Raw genomic sequence first — 17,277 nt, forward strand, 5'->3', positions numbered from 1 at the left:
CTCCCGCGGAAATAGCTGTCGGCAGGGGAAAAATTTTTACCGGTGGGGCCACTCGCTGCCCCACCGGTTGTTTGAGCGTTCTGCTTGCGTTTGTCTACTGCAACAGATCGTTCTCTCACAAATATCCGTCATCTGATCTCACCAAGGATTGTTTGTTGATAGAATTTGAGCAATATGGTCAAATTTATGGCCTATGGCGGTATCGGGAGTGAGCAAATGGTGCGGTTGGACGACGTTGACCTGAAGATTCTTCTGGCCCTGATCCGGGACCCACGCATCCAGGTTTCAGAGCTTGCCGACGAAGCCGGGGTCGCCCGCAACACCGCGCAGTCCCGCCTGCGCCGGCTGCAGCGCTCCGAGGTGCTGCGCGAAGGCGGGCGCGACATCGACCTGGGTGTGCTGGGCTACGACGTGCTGGCCTTCGTCACCCTGGAGGTGAACCACCGGGAGCTGGACGCGGTCATCACCGCGCTGCGCCAGATCCCGAACGTGCTGGAAATCCACGAGACCTCCGGGCGCGGAGACGTCTGGGTCCGCCTCATCGCCACCGACACCCACCAGCTGCAGTCGGTGCTGCGCCAAATCCTGCGCATCAAGGGCGTGACCCGCTCGGAAACGACCTTCGCGCTGCACTCCCACCTGGCCTATCGCACCGCTCCGCTGCTGGAGCACTACGCCGAGCACGACCACTGATCGCAACCACCCGCGACACGCAATTACAAGTCTTTTGTTCAGGTCATAAGGGTTCTAGGCTGGAGCCAAGAGAAGTCACGAGGTATGTGCCCGACTTCCGGCAGATCCTCGTCCAATCGAAGGAGCACGCCATGAGCCGGGACTTTGAACCCACCGACTTCGCCCCCGAATACGGCAACGACATCTACGAGCCGGACGACGGCCGCGACTCGCAGGCCTACGAGGGATCCAGCGACATGCCCGAAACCATGCGCAACATCGACCCGTTGGCCCAGCGCCACTACCTCTATGACGATGACCTGGAAACCGAAGACGAGCTGGACAACGAGTTCAGCGAGGACGGCCAGGACGACGACGAGGATTCGGAGGACGGCGAGCGCGAAGATGAGGACTAGCTCACTGACTAAGCGAAGGTTGGGCTGAAGGTCTTAGACTTTAGAAGTGATTAATCCAGTTCACTTGCGTACCCTGCTCGAGGTGGTTGCACACCGTTCATTCGCGACCGCCGCGACCCGCTTGGGCTATACCGCCAGCGCCGTCTCCCAGCAGATGACCGCCCTGGAACGCAGCACGGGCACCACCCTGTTCGTCCGCGGCGCCCGTTCCATCACCCCGACCGCCGGAGCGCTGCGCATGGTGCGCCACGCGAAACGTGTCCTCACGGATCTCGACGCCCTCATGGCGGACGTCACGACCATCTCCACCGATTCGGCGGAGAACGAGGAAATCAAGCTCGGCATCTTCCCGTCGCTGGCGACCTTCGCGCTGCCGCAGATCCTCACCGCCGAGGACTGGCCCTCGCTGGGCATCAACCTGCGCCTGTGGATCGGCGAACCACAGCAGACCGTGGCCGGGCTGGGCAGCGGCGGCGACCTGGACCTGGCGCTCATCTTCCAGGTGGGCCCCGGCGGCCTGTCCTGGCCAGCCTCGCTGGAACGCACCTGGCTGGGCGACGACCAGTTCCGCGTGGTCATCCCTTCCTCCTGGCCGATCGCCGAGGACTCCCAGCTGACCGTGGACCAGCTGGCCGAATGGCCCTGGATCTTCCACCACCCCGGCACCTCGGACGCGACGCTGATCTCGCGGCTGTTCGCCTCCTACAACATTCATCCGCAGGTCTCGGCCTACTGCGACGACTTCAACGCCTCGCTGAGCCTGGTCGCCTCCGGGCTGGGCGCGGCGCTGGTGCCCGACCTGGCCATGGCCAACGCCCCTGAAGGCATCCGCATCGTCGACGCCCCGGAAATCCGGCTGGCCCGCTCCATCTTCGCGCTGAAACCGGAGAATTCGAAGAAGCCGAAGGCTGACCTGGTTTTGGACCGCCTCGCCCAGGTGCTGGCCCACTAGGCTTAAGCCAACAACACTCGTTCAAGAACTCAGCAGGGCAGGTACTTCGTGGCGCACGACAGCAATTCTCCGGCAGAACCATTGGTCATTTCGACGGTCTACGGCGCATTGGGCCATCTGGAACTGAACCGCCCCGCGAAGCTGAACGCCCTGAACCTCCAGATGCTGCTGGAGCTGCACCGCGTGCTCAAGGCCTGGGCCGAGGACCCGAAGATCTCCACGGTGCTGCTCACCGGGCGCGGATCGCGCGGATTCTGCGCCGGCGGGGACATCGCCGACTTCCACGCCGCGGTGACCACCGGACGCCACGAGGCCTTCCTCAACCTGCTGTCCAACGAGTTCGACACCGACCAGCTCATCGCCTCCTACCCCAAGCCGCTGGTCACCCTGGCGCACGGCATCACCATGGGCGGCGGCATCGGCCTGGCCAGCCATGCGCCGGTGCGTCTGGTGACCGCCGGGGCCCGCATGGGCATGCCGGAGGCCAAGATCGGCTACACCCCGGATGTCGGCGGCAGCCACCTGCTGGCCAACATGCCCGGCCACTTCGGCGAATACTTCGCCATGACCGCGGACTCCTTCACCGGCGCGGACGCCGTCTATCTGGGCTTCGCCGACGTCGTGGTCTCGGAGGAGTTCGCCGCAAACATCCTTGACCACCTGGACGAATACATGGGCCTGAACGCCGGGGACCTGGCCGCGGCGATCGAGGTGATGCACGGCGCGGCGGAATCCCACCGGCTTGAACTGGACCAGGGCTGGGTGGACCACGCCTTCAGCGCCGCCAGCCCGGAGGACGTCGTGCAGCGCCTGGAGCAGATGGTGCACCCGCATGCCAAGCAGGCGGCCGCCCTGATCGCCCAGAACTCCCCCACCTCCGTCGCCTCGGCGTTCCATGCGGTGCGCGCCGCCCGCGCCGAGGACAACCTGCGTTCGGCGCTAGACCGCGAGCTGCGGCTGGCCGCGCACCTGATGCACCGGCCCGACCTCGCCGAGGGAATCCGCGCCCAGGTCATCGACAAGGACCGCAACCCCTCGTGGACCCCGGGCACCCTGGAAGCCGTCGACCAGGACGCGCTGCTGGAGCTGATGGACCCGGCCGACGCCTAGGGCTGCTGCGGCTCGTGCTGCTGGTCCACGAGCTGGTTCCCGGGCTGCCCTTCGGGACGCGTGACGTCCTGGTGCACCGGATGCACTTTCGTGGAGTTGCGCGGCTCCACGCGCGGTGCGCTGACCGCGTCGGCCGGTTCCTCTTCCCGCCGGGGCGGTTCGATGCCCACCCCGCGCGGCACCCCGTAGGGCACCGGTACGAATTCGCCGAAGTGGTCCGGATCCGCTTCCTGCCAGTCCTGGACCCAGGAAGCCGGCGGATTCTCCAGCAGCTCGTTGGGGCGCAGCCAGTGGAACAGCTCCGCATAGGAACGGGTTGATTGCAGGTTCACCCGGCGGCGCAGCATCCGCGTGTTCAGCTGCTCCGGACTGGTCAGTCCCATGGACGCCATCAGCTGGCCGGCTTCCGTGACCGTGAGCCGGTGGTAGTTGTACACGCGGTGCCCCTTGTCCTGGACGTCCAGCGCGCGTTCCAGGCGCTTGTTCTGCGTGGTCACGCCCACCGGGCAATGGTTGGTGTGGCACTGCTGGGCCTGGATGCAGCCGGTGGCCATCATCATGGAGCGGGCGGCGAAGGTGAAGTCGGCGCCCTGGATCAGCCGCTTGACGATATCCGAGCCGCTGGCCACCTTGCCGGCGGCCGCAAGCCGGATCTCCTCGCGCAACCCGGTGCCCACCAGGATCGTGTGCACCAGCATCAGCGCCTCCGTCAGCGGGGTGCCTACATGGTCCTCGTACTCGATCGGCGCCGCACCGGTGCCGCCTTCGGCGCCGTCCACGGTGATGAAGTCGACCAGGGTCCCGGTCTCCAGCATCGCCTTGCAGATCGCCATCACGTCGGTGCGCGAGCCCACGCAGAACTTGATGCCCACCGGCTTGCCGCCGCTGAGCTCGCGCAGCAGGGCCACGAACTCCAGCAGCTCGCGCGGGGTGGAGAATTCAGGGTGGCTCGCCGGGGAGATGCAGTCCTGCCCCATGGGGACGCCGCGCGCCTCGGCGATCTCTTCGTTGATCTTCGCCGCCGGCAGCACGCCGCCCAAACCGGGCTTGGCGCCCTGGGAGATCTTGATGGTGATGCCCTTGACTTCCTCGCGGCTGGCCTTGGCGCGGAAGGTTTCCGGCGCGAAGCGCCCCTCCTCGGTGCGGCAGCCGAAGTACCCGGAGCCGATCTCCCAGAAAAGGTCTGCGCCGTACTCCAGATGGTATTTGGTCAGCCCGCCTTCGCCGGTCTCCTGCACGAATCCGCCCATGGAAGCGCCCTTGTTCATCGCCATGACAGCGTGGGAGGACAGCGCACCGAAACTCATCGAGGAGATATTCAGCAGCGAGATGTCATAGGGACGGGTGCATTGGCTGGAGCCGATACGGACCCTGTGCTGCTCGGAGGGCGGCGCCACCGGCGCGGTGGAGTGCACCAGGTACTCGTGCCCCACCCGGTTCACGTCAAGCTCGGTGCCGAAGGCCTTGTGGCTGTCCACCCCCTTGGCGCGGGCGTAGACCACCGAACGGGTATCCCGGCTGAATGGCTTCCCATCGGTGTTTCGCTCGATGAAGTACTGCTGGATCTCTGGCCGGATGAACTCGAACAGGTAGCGTGCATGGCCGACGATCGGGAAATTGCGCAGGATCGCGTGGCGTTTCTGCACCAGATCGTGGATGCCCAGGGCCACCAGCAGGCCGGTCAGCCCCACTAGGATCCACCAGACCCACTCCCCGGAGGTTCCCGCGAGGATTGCCGTGATGACGAAGCCCGCCACCAGCACAGCTAAAAACAGGAGGACAACTATGCGCATCATGTGGCGAGCCTAACCCCGCACGGGGTTCCCTGTCAGGTGCGCCGGGGAAATAGTCGCCTTGCGCCAAGCTAGTTCGCAGGTTCGATCCGGTCGGCTTCGCGCACTGCCATGCGGCTGAACAGCGAATCCGGCTGGGCCAGCAGCTGCTCAGGGGTGCCGGATTCGGCAACCTGCCCCTCGCGCAGCACCACGATCCGGTCGGCCCCGTGCAGGATGGAGATCCGGTGGCTGATCATCAGCACCGCCATTCCCGCGGTGCGCCGGGCTTCGACCGCCGCGAGCACCAGCTGCTCGCTGGCGGCGTCCAGCGCGCTGGTCGACTCGTCGAGGATCAGCACCTTCGGGTGGCGGATCAGCGCGCGGGCCAGAGCCAGACGCTGGCGCTGCCCGCCGGAGAGCCGGGTGGCACGGTCCCCCAGCCTGGTGTCCAGGCCCTGCTTCTGGCTTGCCAGCCAGGTTCCCAGGCCCAGCTCTTCGAGCACGGCGACCAGCTCGGCGTCCTCGATGTGCTCCAGGCCCAGCAGCAGGTTCTCGCGCAGCGTGCCGCGCACCATGACCGCCTCCTGGGACACCAGCAGCAGGTGAGAGCGCACCTCGCGCAGCGGCGCGCTCTCCAGCGGGATTCCGCCATAGGAGCATTCACCGGTGCTGGGCACCGCGCGGACCAGCGCGGAAGCCGCGGTGGACTTGCCCGATCCGCTGTCTCCCACCAGCGCCACCAGCTGCCCGGGAGCCAGCTGAAGGTCCAGGCCGGAAAGCACGGTGTCCTTCCCGTAGGCCACGGAAAGGCCCCTGACCGACAGCGTGCCTGATTCAGGCAGCAGCCGCGGCATATCAGGTTCGGCCACCTGCGGCTCTCCCAGCGCCATGGCATGCAGCCGCTTGGCGCTGGCCAGCGAGTCCTGCAGCCCCAGTACGAAGCCGTCCACCGCGCGCACCGCCTCATAGGAAGGCACCGCGATCACCGTGAGCACCAGCAGCGCCCCCAGTTCGTGGTCCCGGGCCGCGACCACCAGCAGCGCGAGCAGGCTGCCCCAGATGACCGCCTGGGACAGCGCGGCGCGCAGGCCGGTGATGCGTCCGGCGCGCAGGGTGTCCGCCGTGGAGGGCTTGGCCGTTCCGTTGAAGCGGGCGAGCATCCGCGGCCCCGCCTCGTAGCCGTGGACCACGTCGATGCCGTTGAGCAGCTCGGCCAGCTGCTGGTTCTGGAGGCCGCGCACACGCGCCTGCCCAGCGGCGGTCCTGCGCAGCGTCGGGATGCCCAGCGCCGGGATCACCAGGCCTAGCAGCACGTAGCTTGCCAGCAGGACCAGCGCAGCAGCGCTGCCGAAGGACGACCAAGTCCACCAGGTAACGGCGCCGCTGACCACCACGGCTGAGACCGCCGGCGGCAGGGTGTGGGCGAAGAACACCTCGACCCGGTCCACATCGCGGGTGGCGACGGCCAGCAGGCCGCCGGAATTCCGGCTCCGCGCGGCGAAGGGCGCCTGGTGCTCGGCGGCCGCATACAGCGTGTTGCGCAGCCGCGACAGCGACAGGAACGCCACCTTGTGCCCGACGTACTGCTCGCCGTAGCGCAGCGCCCCCTTGGCCAGGCCGAGCGCGAGGATGCCCAGCGCCAGTGCGGTCCAGGACGCGGAGATGCCGAGCACCTGGATCCCGGCGGCCTTGGCCACGCCCAGCGCGGCGACCAGGTAGATGCCCAGCGAGGCGAAGCGGGTCAGGCAGGAAAGCAGGCAGGCCAGGGCCAGCGGCGGCAGCAGGTCGGAGGTGGCCCCGACAAGCCAGCGCAGCGTGGCGGCGGTCCCGGGCTTCGGCGCGGCGGGGGCGGTTGGCTGGGGCCTCATCTACTTGTCCCTTCCGCTGTGGGCGGTGCGCAGCCCGCGGGCGCGCTGCGTGAAATGTTCCATGGCGCGTTTCAGGTAGCCGTCTTGGGCCAGCAGGGCCTGCCGGTCCCCGGATTGGATGATCCGCCCGCCGTCCATCACGATGACCCGGTCGCAGTCGGCCAGCAGGCCCAGCCGGTGGGTGACGGTGACGGTGGTGATGGAGCGATCCAGGCTGCGCAGGGTCGCCAGCACCTCGGCCTCGGTCTGCACGTCCAGCGAGCTGGTGGGCTCGTCGAGCAGCAGCAGCGGGCGGCCGGCCAGCAGCGCCCGGGCCAGCGCCAGGCGCTGGGCCTGGCCGCCGGACAGCCGCGCCCCGGATTCGCCCAGCGGCTCGTCGAGCCTCCTGGTCGCCTGATCGCCCAGCCAGCCGCCGAGCCCTGCCTGCTCCAGCGCGTGGATCATCTGGGCATTGGTGGCCAGCGGGGCGGCCAGCTGCAGGTTCTCGCGCAGCGTCAGGGCGAAGAGCGTCGCGTGCTGCTCCACCACCGCCGCGTTGTGCTTCAGCGTGGCGGGCCCCATGCCGTGGCGGCCGTCGTGGATGATGCCCTCGTCCGGTTCCAGCTGCCCCTGCAGCACTCGCAGCAGCGTGGTCTTGCCGCTGCCCGAAGGGCCGATCACCGCGGTGCGCGAGCCGGCCGGGAACACCGCGTTGACGCCACGCAGCGTGCGGTGCTCGCCGTCGTAGCTCGCGCCGACGTTCTCCAGCACCAGATCCCCGGTGTGCAGGTCGATATCCAGCGGCCGGGCGACTGACTGGTGCACCGGGATCTCTTCGATCTCGGCGATCTTCTTCTCCGCGCTGCGCCCGGTCAGGCCGATGTAGAAGAAGCTGCCCACGTAGTTCACCGGGGCGAGCATCAGGAAGCTGAGGATGACCAGCGCGGCCGCTTCGCCGGTGGTGAAGGCCCCGCTGCCCAAACGCCACCAGGCCAGGATCGAGGCGGTGGACAGCAGCAGGATGGCGAAGCTGGCGTCGATGACCAGCAGCACGATCTGGTTGCGGGCCAGCAGCTTCATGACCTGCCGGCGCACCCGCTCGGAGGCCCTGGCCACCCGGCGCCCCATCCAGCCTCCGGCGCCGTTGAGCTTGAGCATGCCCAGCGAGCGCAGCGCGTCGAGGAAGGTCGCCGTCAGGATGCCCTGCGCCCGGCGGTATTCGCCGGAGGAGGCGCTGAACAGCTTCTGGAATCCGAGCACGATCAGCGGGACCAGGGCGGTGGGCAGCAGCATCAGCCCCGCGGAGAGCGGGTCGATGAACAGCGCGATGAACACCAGCACCAGCACCGGGGTGGACACCGCGGCGATCGCCGGGCCCATGAAGGCGGTGCGGTACTTGACCGAGCGGTCCACCGAGTCCATGGCCGCCTGCACCAGCTCGCCTTCCCCGGCGCGCCGCACGGCCAGCGGGCCGATGGCCAGGTAGTGCTGCAGCAGCCGGGTGCGGTGGTGCTCGGTCAGCTGACGGCCCGCCTGCGCGGCGAGCACCGGAACCAGCCAGGCGCACACCGCGACGGTGAGCAGTTCGCCGACGGCGCCGAGGTACCAGCCGGCATCCGGCATGCCGCCGGCGGCGACGACGTCGATGGCGCGGCCGATGAGGACCGCCAGCCCCGCGGTGCCGGCCGCTCCGAGCAGGCTGAGCGCGACCACCAGTGCCGTGGACGCCGAGAAAAGACCAAAGACCCTATGCACAGCTTCAATCCTAGGCCAGCGCCCGCGGCGGGGCCGGGATGTCACAGATTGCCCGCAGGGTTTCGCATCAGTCAGACTTGAACGCATGATGAGTCCTGCACCTGCCACCCGACCGAATTCGGTGACCCTTCGCTTCCTGGCGGCCCCGATGGATGTCGGGGTGGCCGGCACGGTCTCCGCCGGCACCGTGCTGGAATGGGTCGACAAGGCCGCCTACGCCGCGGCCGTGGGCTGGTCCTCCAGCTACTGCGTCACCGCCTACGTGGGGAACATCCGCTTCGAGGATCCCATCAGCTCCGGCGACCTGGTGGAGGTCACCGCTTCGGTGGTCTACACCGGCAGCACCTCCATGCACATCCGCACCGAGGTCTCCTTCTCGGATCCGCGCGAGCTGCGCCCCACCATGTCCACCACCTGCCTGGTGATCTTCGTGGCGGTGGACGGCAACGGCAAGCCCACCGCGGTGCCGAACTACGTTCCCGAATCCCTGCGGGAGATCGAGCTGCGCAACAACGCGCTGGCCCGCATCGAGGTCCGCAACCAGATCGTCGCCTCGATGAAGGACCAGGTCTACTCGAACGCCGGCACCGCCGAGCGCGTGGTCCTGCGCTTCATGGCCTCGCCCACCGACGTGAACTGGGGTGGCAAGGTGCACGGCGGCATCGTGATGAAGTGGATCGACGAGGCCGCGGCACTGTGCGCCTCGCGCTACTGCGGGCTGGACACCGTCGCGGTGTTCTCCGGCGGCATCCGCTTCTACCGCCCGTTGTTCATCGGGGACCTGGTGGAGGTCGAGGCCCGCCTGGTCTACACCGGCACCAAGGGCATGCACATCGCGGTGCACGTGCGCTCGGGCAACCCGAAGACCCGCGAAATGAACCTGACCACCTACTGCCTGACCATCATGGTCACCCGCGACGAGACCGGCACCGCGGTGCCGGTCAAGCCATGGATCCCGGTCACCGAGGAGGACCACCGCCTGCACGACCACGCGCTGGAGCTGCTGACCATCCGCGCCAACGCCCCCGGCGGCTACACCCCGACCCACCTGGCGCACGATCCGGGGCAGGCCGGCGCAGCCCAGGAGCAGTCCAAGTGAGCGCTTCGCCCTTCGTGAAGGTCTGCGGGCTGTCCACCGCACAGGACGTCGCGGCCGCCGTGGCCCACGGCGCCGACGCCCTGGGCTTCGTGCTGACCCCCAGCCCGCGCGAGGTCTCCCCCGCCCTGGCCGCCGAACTGCTCTCCGCTGTTCCCGCCGCGGTGGCCACGGTGGCGGTATTCCGCTCCGAGGACGCGGACACCGCGATCCGGCTCTCCCGGCAGGCCGGCGTCGGCTGGATCCAGCTGCACGGACGGCGCACCCCTGAGGACATCGCCGCGGTCAAGGCTGCTGGATTCCATGCGATCCGCGCCGTGCGCATGGATGCCGGAGCAAGCGAGTTCGAGGACTGGGGCGAGGACTTCCTGCTGATCGACGCGGCCGTTCCCGGCAGCGGCGAAAGCTGGGACTACGCCGCGGTGCGCGAGCTGGCGGCGGGGCGCCGCTGGCTGGTGGCCGGGGGGCTGCATTCCGGCAACGTGGCCGGCGCGCTGGAGCAATCGCAGGCCTCCGGCGCGGATGTCTCCTCCGGGGTGGAATCCTCGCGCGGGGTCAAGGACCCGCAGCTGATCGCCGCGTTTCTCGACGCCGCGAAGACCAGAGCCGGCTAGCCCAGCCAGTTGTGCGGCGCGGGCTTGCGGGAGCCTGGCAGCGCGCCGTTTTCGCGCCAGTCGTGCAGCCACTGCGGGACCACGCGGTCCGCGGGAACCTCCAGCCCCACCGCCTGCATGATCTCCTGGTTGGACACCGCGCCCTTCTTCGAGGTCATGCGGGTCGCGATGTAGGCGCGGGCGTAGATCTCCCCGTCGACCACGATGCGCTGCTCGAAGTAGATGCATTTCTCGTCCAGCCCCAGCAAGCGGGTTTCCTGGGAGAACTTCTTGCCCAGCTCGACGGATTTGCGGAAGGTGATGGTTTCGCACTGCACCACCGGGGTCCACTTCTTCTTGCGCAGGATGTCCCAGACGCCCGAGCGGAACATCAGGTCGAAGCGGCCCAGGTCGAAGATCGAGAAGTACATGCCGTTGTTGATGTGGCCTGCGAAGTCGATGTCGGTCAGCGTGGCCCGCATGCTCACCGAGCCGGTGTCGAACATCGACAGCTTCGGTGCCGTCTTGCTTTTGAAGAACACCATCAGGATTCGAAAAATCATGTGCATACCATCACATTACCGTTCGGTAACTTGTTTTCCCAGTTGTTTCTTCCGCTCTCACCCTTTGGCCTAATCCTGCCGGATCACGCGTTTTCCGCTCGCCGCCCGCTAAAGTCGAAAGCGACTTTTGAACGACGCACTTGTCCAAGGAGCCGCCATGCGCCGACTGACCGACTACGTCCACCGGCGGCTTCCTTCCCTCCCGCCCGCCGACTGGGAACGCCCGGCTCCCGACAAGGCCGGCCTGCGCCGCGACATGTTCGCCGCGCTGGGGCTGCTGGCCTTCGCCATCGTGATGCAGCAGCTGAGCCTCTCGCTGACCGAGGTCGAGCACGCCCCATCTCAGTGGGCGTCGCTGGCAGTGCTGTCGGCGATGATCCTGCCGTTGATGTTCCGCAGGCGCTGGCCGATTTCCATGATGCTTCTGGGCTCCGCCGCCTTCATGGTCAGCGGCACCTCGGAGGCCTACATGGTCACCATGCAGATCTGCGCGCAGCTTGCCTACTTCCTGGGCCTGTACACTGCCGTCACCTGGTCGCGGAACCGCCGCGCGCTGTGGAGCATCCTGAGCATCGTGCTGCTGGCCATGGCCGTTTGGATCATCATCGACCTGTTCACCTCGGACCTGATGAAATCCATGGACGTCAGCATGGTGGACAACCCCGCCGGCGACATCCCGGCGGATATCGCCTTCCCGCTGTACACCTTCCTGATCAACCTGCTGTTCTTCGGCGGCTCCATCTTCCTCGGGCTGGTCAGCTGGTCCAATGCCTACGCCAACGAACTGGTCAAGACCCAAGCGCAGCGCATCGCCGACCAGTCCCAGCAACTGGCGGACCGCGCGGTGAACGAGGAGCGCCTGCGCATCGCCCGCGAGCTGCACGACGTGATCGCCCACCACATCGCCTCGGTCGGGGTCCAGGCCGGCGCCGCGCGCATGGTCCAGCGGCGCGACCCGGAAAAAGCCGCCGAGCTCATGAAGGGCATCGAGGACTCGGCGCGCAGCGCCGTGGGCGAGACCCGCGCGCTGCTCGGCGTGCTGCGCGAAAGCGGGGGCGACATGCTGCCTGACTCCGGCGGCGACGCGCGCCGGCCTGAACCGTCGATGAAGCAGCTGCCGACGCTGCTGGCGGAGAACCGCGCGCAAGGCCTGGCCGTCGAGCTCTCCCGCGCCGAGCACACCCCCGGCTACCTGGACTCGCTGCCCGCCGGCGTGTCCCTGGCCCTCTACCGGATCTGCGGCGAGGCCCTGGCCAATGTCCGCCGACACTCCACCGCCCGCCGCGCCACCCTGAGCCTGCGCTCGGGCGTCGACGAGCAGGGCCCGTGGGTCGAGGCAGAGATCACCGACGAGGGAACTACGCTCCCTGACAGCTCCGGCAGCGGCTTCGGCTTACGCGGCATCCGCGAGCGGGCCAATCTGCACCACGGGCTGGTGGAGATCGGCCCGCGCGTCCCGCACGGCTGGCGCACCCGGGCGCGGCTGCGGGTGGTGGCCGGCGCGGAAACTACACTGGTGCCATGAGCAAGATATCCGTCGTGATCTGCGATGACCAGCCTCTGATCGTCTCCTCGCTGAAGCTGATCTTGGAAACCGACCCGCAGATCAACGTGGTGGGCACCGCTGAGAACGGCGAGCAGGGGGTGGCGCTGGTCACCGAGCTGAACCCCGGCGTGGTCCTGATGGACATCCAGATGCCGCAGCTGGACGGCATCGCCGCCACCTCCCGGATCAGCCGGGACACCGACACCAAGGTCGTGGTGCTGACCACGTTCAACCGCGACGACTACCTCTTCGACGCCCTGGACGCCGGGGCCAGCGGCTTCCTGCTGAAGAACACCGACCCGGAAACGCTGATCACCGCGGTGCACCAGGTCGCCGCGGGCCACGGCCTGCTCTCCCCCGAGGTCACCCTCAAGCTCATCCGCCGCCGCTCCGCCCCGGCCGAGGCGGCGCCGGACGCGGACGGGCAGGACCTGCTCTCCGCCCTGACCGAACGCGAGCTGCAGGTGCTCACCGAGCTGGCCAAGGGCAAGAACAACCAGGAGATCGCCGCGGTGCTCTCCCTGTCGGAGGCGACGGTGAAGACCCACCTGTCGAACCTGCTGGCGAAACTGCATCTGAGGGACCGGGTCCAGGGTGTGCTCTTCGCCCACCGCGTCGGACTCATCCAATAGTTTCAGCCTGCAGAGTGAGCCCCGCCGCCGCCTGGATTCCTAGGCTAGGAGGTAGACAAGGCACAGCAGCTAAAGGATGACCATGCTAGAGGTACACAACGTGTCGCGTTCCTTCGCGGAGCGGCTTGTGTTGGACGACGTCAATTTCACCGTGCCGCGCGGCGCGCTGACCGGCTTCGTCGGCGCCAACGGGGCCGGCAAGACCACCACGATGCGCATCATCATGGGGCTGCTGAAGGCCAGTTCGGGCACCGTGAGCCTGGACGGGAAGCCGCTGGAGGGCGATACCCGCCCCCACTTCGGCTACATGCCCGAGGAGCGCGGACTGTATCCCAAGCAGCCGATCATCGACCAGCTGGTGTACCTCGGCCAGCTGCATTCGCTCTCCCGGTCCGAGGCCCGCCGCCGCGCCATGGAGCTGCTGGCCCGCTTCGGCCTGGACGACCGCGCCAAGTCCAAGCTCGAATCCCTCTCGCTGGGCAACCAGCAGCGCGTCCAGGTCGCCGCGGCGCTGCTGCATGAGCCGGAGGTGCTGATCCTCGACGAACCCTTCAGCGGCTTGGACCCCATTGCGGTGGACTCCATGAGCTCCATCCTGCGCGACTACGCTTCCCGCGGCGTCCCGGTGCTGTTCTCCTCCCACCAGCTGGACCTGCTCGACGTGCTGGTCGACCACCTGGTCATCATCCAGGACGGCCGCATCCTGGCCAACGCCTCCGCCGAGGACCTGCGAGCATCGCAGGCCACCCGCCACAAGCTCTCGCTCGGCGCGGACGCCGGATGGCTGCGCGACGAGCCAGGGGTCGAGGTGATCGACATCTCCGGCTCCCGGGCACTGGTGAACTTCCAGACCGAGACCGACTCCCAGCGCGTGCTGCGCGAGGCCCTGTCGCTGGGCACCGTCACCGAGTTCGCGATCCACCGCCCTGCCCTGGCCGACATCTACCGGGAGATCATCAAATGAACAGCACCTCCGCCACCTGGCTGATCGTGGCCCTGCGCGAAGTCGAGACGAAGCTCAAGGACAAGGCCTTCGTCATCTCCACCCTCGGCACCCTGGCGCTGATCATCGGCGCCGTCGCGCTCACCGGATTCCTGGGCAGCAAGTCCGCGGACTACTCCGTGGCCGCCACCGACCCGCTCAGCTACCAGGTGCTCACCGAGGCCCAGGACCAGCGCCCGGAGAACATGAGCCTTGCCATCTCCCAGCTCGACCCCGGACAGGCCCGTGACCAGGTTCAGTCGCAGGACATCGACGCGATGCTGGCCTCCTCCGCCGACCAGCGCAGCATGACGCTCACCGGCTTCGACGAGCTCGACGCCGATCTGGAACAGCTGGTCTCCACCGCGATGCGCACGGTGCTCACCGACCAGCTATTGTCCGCCCAAGGGCTGGACGCCTCCGCGCTGCCGACGGCGGATGACCTGGAAACCGAGCAGTTGCAGGGAGATTCCGAACGCAGCTCGATGATCCGCGCGATGGCCTTCATCTTCTCCTTCCTCTTCTACATGGCGGCGCTGATCTTCGGCATGCCGATCGCCAACTCGGTGATCGAGGAGAAGCAGAACCGCGTGGTCGAGATCCTTGCCAGCACCGTCAGGCTGCGCCAGCTGCTGGCCGGCAAGATCATCGGCAACGTCATCCTGGCCATGGTCCAGCTGCTCCTGTTCCTCGGTGTCGGCCTGCTGGCGGCCTACCTGGCGCCCGGCGAGATCCCGTTCCTCGGCGTGGTCTCCACCGTGGCCGGATGGTTCGTTATCTTCTTCCTCGGCGGGTTCATGCTGCTCGCGGGCATCTGGGCAGCGCTGGGCGCACTGGCCACCCGCACCGAGGACCTGCAGCAGTCCAGCGGCCCGATCATCGGCGCGCTGGTGGCGGTGATGTTCATTGGCATCTACGCCAAGGGCGGCTTCCTGGTCCTCGCCTCGTATATCCCGATCGCCTCTTCGGTGGCGATGCCCATCCGCATGCTGTCCGGGGACGTGGCCCTGTGGGAACCGCTGCTGTCGCTGGCCGTGCTGCTGGCCGCGTGCTGGGCCGTGCTGCTCTTCTCCGAACGCATCTACCGCCGCGCGGTCATGCACACCGGCGGGGCACTGACCCTTCGCAGGGCCATGAAGCTCGAACTCTAGCGCCAGCTGCCGGAAAACCGCACGTCGCGGATCAGCTGGTGCACAGGCGGGGTCGCTAAAATCATTCGGGTGCGAGAAGAGAAACCCCTTGTGAATTTGTCCGCCCGGCTGATCGTCGTTTGGCTGGTGGCCCTGAGCGGAATCATCGGCTCAACCATCCTGGCCACCGCGCACTACGTCTTCGATACCGGCGTGCTGTCGGTCATCGCCCTGTGGGCCCTCCGGGTTCTCGTGCTCGCAAGCTTCTGGCTGCTGCCGCTGCCGCGGGACACGAAGATCTTCGGCATCGGGCTGGTGCTGCTGTCTTTGGTCCTCGACGTGCTGCTCAAGTTTCCGGTGCTAGGTTCGGTGCAATACGCGGACTGGTTCCTGGTCTCGGCACTGGACCTCACCGGCGCGTACGCCGGCTACTTCACCGTCTGGGGCCTGCTGCTGCCGGTGCTGAGCATGACCGGTTGGTTCATCCTGCGCCAGCGCCGGCTGGCTGGCTGGCTGGTCGGACTGGCTTCCACCGTGGGCATGGGCTTCGCGGTGCAGGCTGTCTCCCGATCCGTGGACGGAACCTTCACCCTCTTCGCCGTGGTCACCGTCGCCCGCTACATCGTGCCCGCAGCACTGGCGGCTCTGGCCGATTTCGCTGTGGCACGCTATTCGGCGCGGGTGCTCCCGCGCTGATTGCCGAACATGCCGGATCGCTGGCAACGGATCCCGGGGAATCCCGGCAGGCGGCGAGGGCGCAAGACAGGCCCTTATGGAACTGGCCAAGCAGGCTGCGGACGGCACCGCCAGCGCTGCGAGAATCTTTACCCGCCCTACCATTTGCCAGGCCCCGGAATCCGGGCTTTTCCACGACTTCAAGGGTTCAACGACCGGCGCGTTATTGCGCAGCTGGCATGCGGGAACGAGAACTACCTGCCGGGGGTTCGCAGCCGAACGCAGTTGCCTCCCAAGCTAGGGCGAGACGGAGGGCACTGTAGTTTCACTTCCTTCCCCGCTGGTTGATGCCTGCACGCCGCCTTCGTCTGCTTGAGATGTGCTTGCTGGCGCGTGGAACCGGCTGCCCCATCCCGCCGCCGGGATCTAGGGGAACGCGCTGCACGGAGCCTACGGGTCGAAGAGCCGTCAGCCGCCAAGGCCAGGGCATGCCAGAGGGCTGGCTCGTGCCGCAGGCGGACCCGCGATTCGCAGAAGCTGCCGCGCAATTATTTGCGGACGAATCGTCAACGAGGTGATTCAGGGATTCCCAAGAAGGCAGGGAACAAGATGAACCGAGATCGAGTGGACGCTAGTCCCGAAGAAAAATGAAGTACTTAGCAAGGAGACCAAAGAGGAAGAGGAGGCCCTGGCCCGCGAGTGGGAGAAGGAATCGTTCCCGGCCTCGGATCCACCGGCAGATTACTAAGAGTGCGGAACTCTTGCCCATGTCCTTCGAGTGGATACTCCCAGATAGCGTCAAAACGCTCGTGAGGTGCCCTTTGCGGATGCGTGCTTTCGTCGAGTAATTTTCCACGCATTTGCGTATGCAGATCCGGAAGGGCAGTACCGTGGGCAACGGATCCCGCGCTGCGGTAACTTTTGCGAGGAAGCATCCCATTGCCCAATGGGATGTTCCTCCTTTTAAGAGGCTTCGTCCGCTTGCTCTGTCTCTGCTGCTTCCTCTCCAATGCCGGCAAGCAGGCATGGCAGTCACGTTGCCTGGCGGAGCACAGCACCGGCAGATCTTGGCCAACGGTCCGCCCTGCCCTTTTTCGAGCTGCTGGTGAATCTGCGCGCAGAGTCCGGAAGACCATCGGGACACAGGACGCGCATGGCCCGGTCATCTCGATCGCCGCTCAAGCTCGACGTCCCAGCGTTCTTGGCGATGGCTCTCTCGTTGATGCACGGCCACGGCAGCAAACCCCCGACTGCACATTCTCCCACGCAGGAGAAACGCATCCCTGGCCTCCGGGCCTTGGCGGATGGCGGATCAAGGCTCATTCCCTGATGCGCTCATTCGTCCCCTCGGCAGACTGTTCGGCAAGCTGCTCCCGTAGGCCGATATTTTCAGCTTCCAGCTCCAAGATGATGCCGATGCCGGCCAGATTCACGCCCTGCTCGATCAGGTCAGATATCTGCTTCAGCCGGGCCAAATCCTCCGCGTGGTACCTGCGCGTGCCCCCGCTGGTCCGTGCCGGGGTGATCAAGCCT

The 17,277-nt window shown here is 67.1% G+C and carries 16 protein-coding genes; 11 read left to right on the forward strand and 5 right to left on the reverse strand.

Going from position 1 to position 17,277, the window contains the following annotated elements:
• Positions 1–216 precede the first annotated feature (216 nt).
• From DFO58_RS17660 to DFO58_RS17675, 4 genes are all read left to right on the forward strand, one after another.
• Positions 217–693 carry an Lrp/AsnC family transcriptional regulator gene (locus tag DFO58_RS17660; RefSeq protein WP_047119995.1) on the forward strand — a complete coding sequence of 159 codons (477 nt, stop codon included), beginning with the start codon at positions 217–219 and terminating at the stop codon, positions 691–693.
• Positions 694–824: 131 nt separating this feature from the next.
• A complete protein-coding gene (locus DFO58_RS17665; RefSeq protein ID WP_047119996.1) occupies positions 825–1,088 on the forward strand; it encodes a hypothetical protein in 264 nt (87 codons plus the stop codon).
• A 46-nt stretch (positions 1,089–1,134) separates the two neighbouring features.
• A complete protein-coding gene (locus tag DFO58_RS17670; protein WP_120991885.1) occupies positions 1,135–2,040 on the forward strand; it encodes a LysR family transcriptional regulator in 906 nt (301 codons plus the stop codon).
• A gap of 48 nt (positions 2,041–2,088) precedes the next feature.
• Complete coding sequence (locus tag DFO58_RS17675) at positions 2,089–3,150, forward strand: enoyl-CoA hydratase/isomerase family protein (protein ID WP_120991886.1); 1,062 nt, start codon at positions 2,089–2,091, stop codon at positions 3,148–3,150.
• Here the strand turns inward: DFO58_RS17675 and DFO58_RS17680 are convergent.
• From DFO58_RS17680 to DFO58_RS17690, 3 genes are all read right to left on the reverse strand, one after another.
• On the reverse strand, positions 3,147–4,946 hold the full coding sequence (locus tag DFO58_RS17680; protein WP_120991887.1) for an FMN-binding glutamate synthase family protein: 1,800 nt from the start codon (positions 4,944–4,946) through the stop codon (positions 3,147–3,149). The genes DFO58_RS17675 and DFO58_RS17680 overlap by 4 nt on opposite strands.
• 68 nt (positions 4,947–5,014) lie before the next feature.
• Positions 5,015–6,793: an ABC transporter ATP-binding protein gene (locus DFO58_RS17685; RefSeq protein ID WP_120991888.1), complete on the reverse strand. Its 1,779-nt coding sequence runs from the start codon at positions 6,791–6,793 to the stop codon at positions 5,015–5,017.
• The gene (locus DFO58_RS17690; protein WP_183043258.1) at positions 6,794–8,527 is read right to left on the reverse strand and encodes an ATP-binding cassette domain-containing protein; all 1,734 of its coding nucleotides are present in this window, start codon (positions 8,525–8,527) and stop codon (positions 6,794–6,796) included.
• An 85-nt stretch (positions 8,528–8,612) separates the two neighbouring features.
• Between DFO58_RS17690 and DFO58_RS17695 the strand changes: the two genes are divergently transcribed.
• Both DFO58_RS17695 and DFO58_RS17700 read left to right on the forward strand, forming a co-directional pair.
• The gene (locus DFO58_RS17695) at positions 8,613–9,626 is read left to right on the forward strand and encodes an acyl-CoA thioesterase (protein WP_237562179.1); all 1,014 of its coding nucleotides are present in this window, start codon (positions 8,613–8,615) and stop codon (positions 9,624–9,626) included.
• On the forward strand, positions 9,623–10,237 hold the full coding sequence (locus DFO58_RS17700) for a phosphoribosylanthranilate isomerase (RefSeq protein WP_047120002.1): 615 nt from the start codon (positions 9,623–9,625) through the stop codon (positions 10,235–10,237). The genes DFO58_RS17695 and DFO58_RS17700 overlap by 4 nt, the downstream gene beginning before the upstream one ends.
• Here DFO58_RS17700 and DFO58_RS17705 read toward each other — a convergent pair.
• Complete coding sequence (locus tag DFO58_RS17705; RefSeq protein ID WP_183043259.1) at positions 10,234–10,785, reverse strand: acyl-CoA thioesterase; 552 nt, start codon at positions 10,783–10,785, stop codon at positions 10,234–10,236. The two genes, DFO58_RS17700 and DFO58_RS17705, sit on opposite strands and share 4 nt — an antisense overlap.
• A 151-nt stretch (positions 10,786–10,936) precedes the next feature.
• Between DFO58_RS17705 and DFO58_RS17710 the strand changes: the two genes are divergently transcribed.
• The 5 genes from DFO58_RS17710 to DFO58_RS17730 all read left to right on the forward strand — a co-directional run bounded on the left by DFO58_RS17710 (position 10,937) and on the right by DFO58_RS17730 (position 15,765).
• Positions 10,937–12,304: a histidine kinase gene (locus DFO58_RS17710; RefSeq protein ID WP_120991891.1), complete on the forward strand. Its 1,368-nt coding sequence runs from the start codon at positions 10,937–10,939 to the stop codon at positions 12,302–12,304.
• Positions 12,301–12,957, forward strand: coding sequence for a response regulator transcription factor (locus tag DFO58_RS17715; protein ID WP_120991892.1), 657 nt, complete (start codon positions 12,301–12,303; stop codon positions 12,955–12,957). The genes DFO58_RS17710 and DFO58_RS17715 overlap by 4 nt, the downstream gene beginning before the upstream one ends.
• Before the next feature lie 82 nt (positions 12,958–13,039).
• Positions 13,040–13,921: an ATP-binding cassette domain-containing protein gene (locus tag DFO58_RS17720; protein ID WP_047120895.1), complete on the forward strand. Its 882-nt coding sequence runs from the start codon at positions 13,040–13,042 to the stop codon at positions 13,919–13,921.
• Positions 13,918–15,090, forward strand: coding sequence for an ABC transporter permease (locus tag DFO58_RS17725; RefSeq protein ID WP_120991893.1), 1,173 nt, complete (start codon positions 13,918–13,920; stop codon positions 15,088–15,090). Before DFO58_RS17720 ends, DFO58_RS17725 begins: the two co-directional genes overlap by 4 nt.
• A 90-nt stretch (positions 15,091–15,180) precedes the next feature.
• On the forward strand, positions 15,181–15,765 hold the full coding sequence (locus DFO58_RS17730) for a hypothetical protein (RefSeq protein WP_120991894.1): 585 nt from the start codon (positions 15,181–15,183) through the stop codon (positions 15,763–15,765).
• Between the two features lie 1,298 nt (positions 15,766–17,063).
• Here DFO58_RS17730 and DFO58_RS17735 read toward each other — a convergent pair.
• The coding region (locus DFO58_RS17735) for a MerR family transcriptional regulator (protein WP_120991898.1) at positions 17,064–17,277 on the reverse strand (214 nt) is incomplete at its 5' end.

Source organism: Arthrobacter sp. AG1021, assembly GCF_003633665.1.
GTDB classification, from domain to species: Bacteria; Actinomycetota; Actinomycetes; order Actinomycetales; family Micrococcaceae; genus Glutamicibacter; species Glutamicibacter soli.

Bases quoted from the DNA above. Each gene is read 5' to 3' on its own strand.
- DFO58_RS17660 (WP_047119995.1), top strand. From the start codon at position 217: ATGGTGCGGTTGGACGACGTTGACCTGAAGATTCTTCTGGCCCTGATC.
- DFO58_RS17665 (WP_047119996.1), top strand. From the start codon at position 825: ATGAGCCGGGACTTTGAACCCACCGACTTCGCCCCCGAATACGGCAAC.
- DFO58_RS17680 (WP_120991887.1), bottom strand. From the start codon at position 4,946: ATGATGCGCATAGTTGTCCTCCTGTTTTTAGCTGTGCTGGTGGCGGGC.
- DFO58_RS17685 (WP_120991888.1), bottom strand. From the start codon at position 6,793: ATGAGGCCCCAGCCAACCGCCCCCGCCGCGCCGAAGCCCGGGACCGCC.
- DFO58_RS17695 (WP_237562179.1), top strand. From the start codon at position 8,613: ATGATGAGTCCTGCACCTGCCACCCGACCGAATTCGGTGACCCTTCGC.
- DFO58_RS17705 (WP_183043259.1), bottom strand. From the start codon at position 10,785: ATGCACATGATTTTTCGAATCCTGATGGTGTTCTTCAAAAGCAAGACG.
- DFO58_RS17710 (WP_120991891.1), top strand. From the start codon at position 10,937: ATGCGCCGACTGACCGACTACGTCCACCGGCGGCTTCCTTCCCTCCCG.
- DFO58_RS17715 (WP_120991892.1), top strand. From the start codon at position 12,301: ATGAGCAAGATATCCGTCGTGATCTGCGATGACCAGCCTCTGATCGTC.
- DFO58_RS17720 (WP_047120895.1), top strand. From the start codon at position 13,040: ATGCTAGAGGTACACAACGTGTCGCGTTCCTTCGCGGAGCGGCTTGTG.
- DFO58_RS17725 (WP_120991893.1), top strand. From the start codon at position 13,918: ATGAACAGCACCTCCGCCACCTGGCTGATCGTGGCCCTGCGCGAAGTC.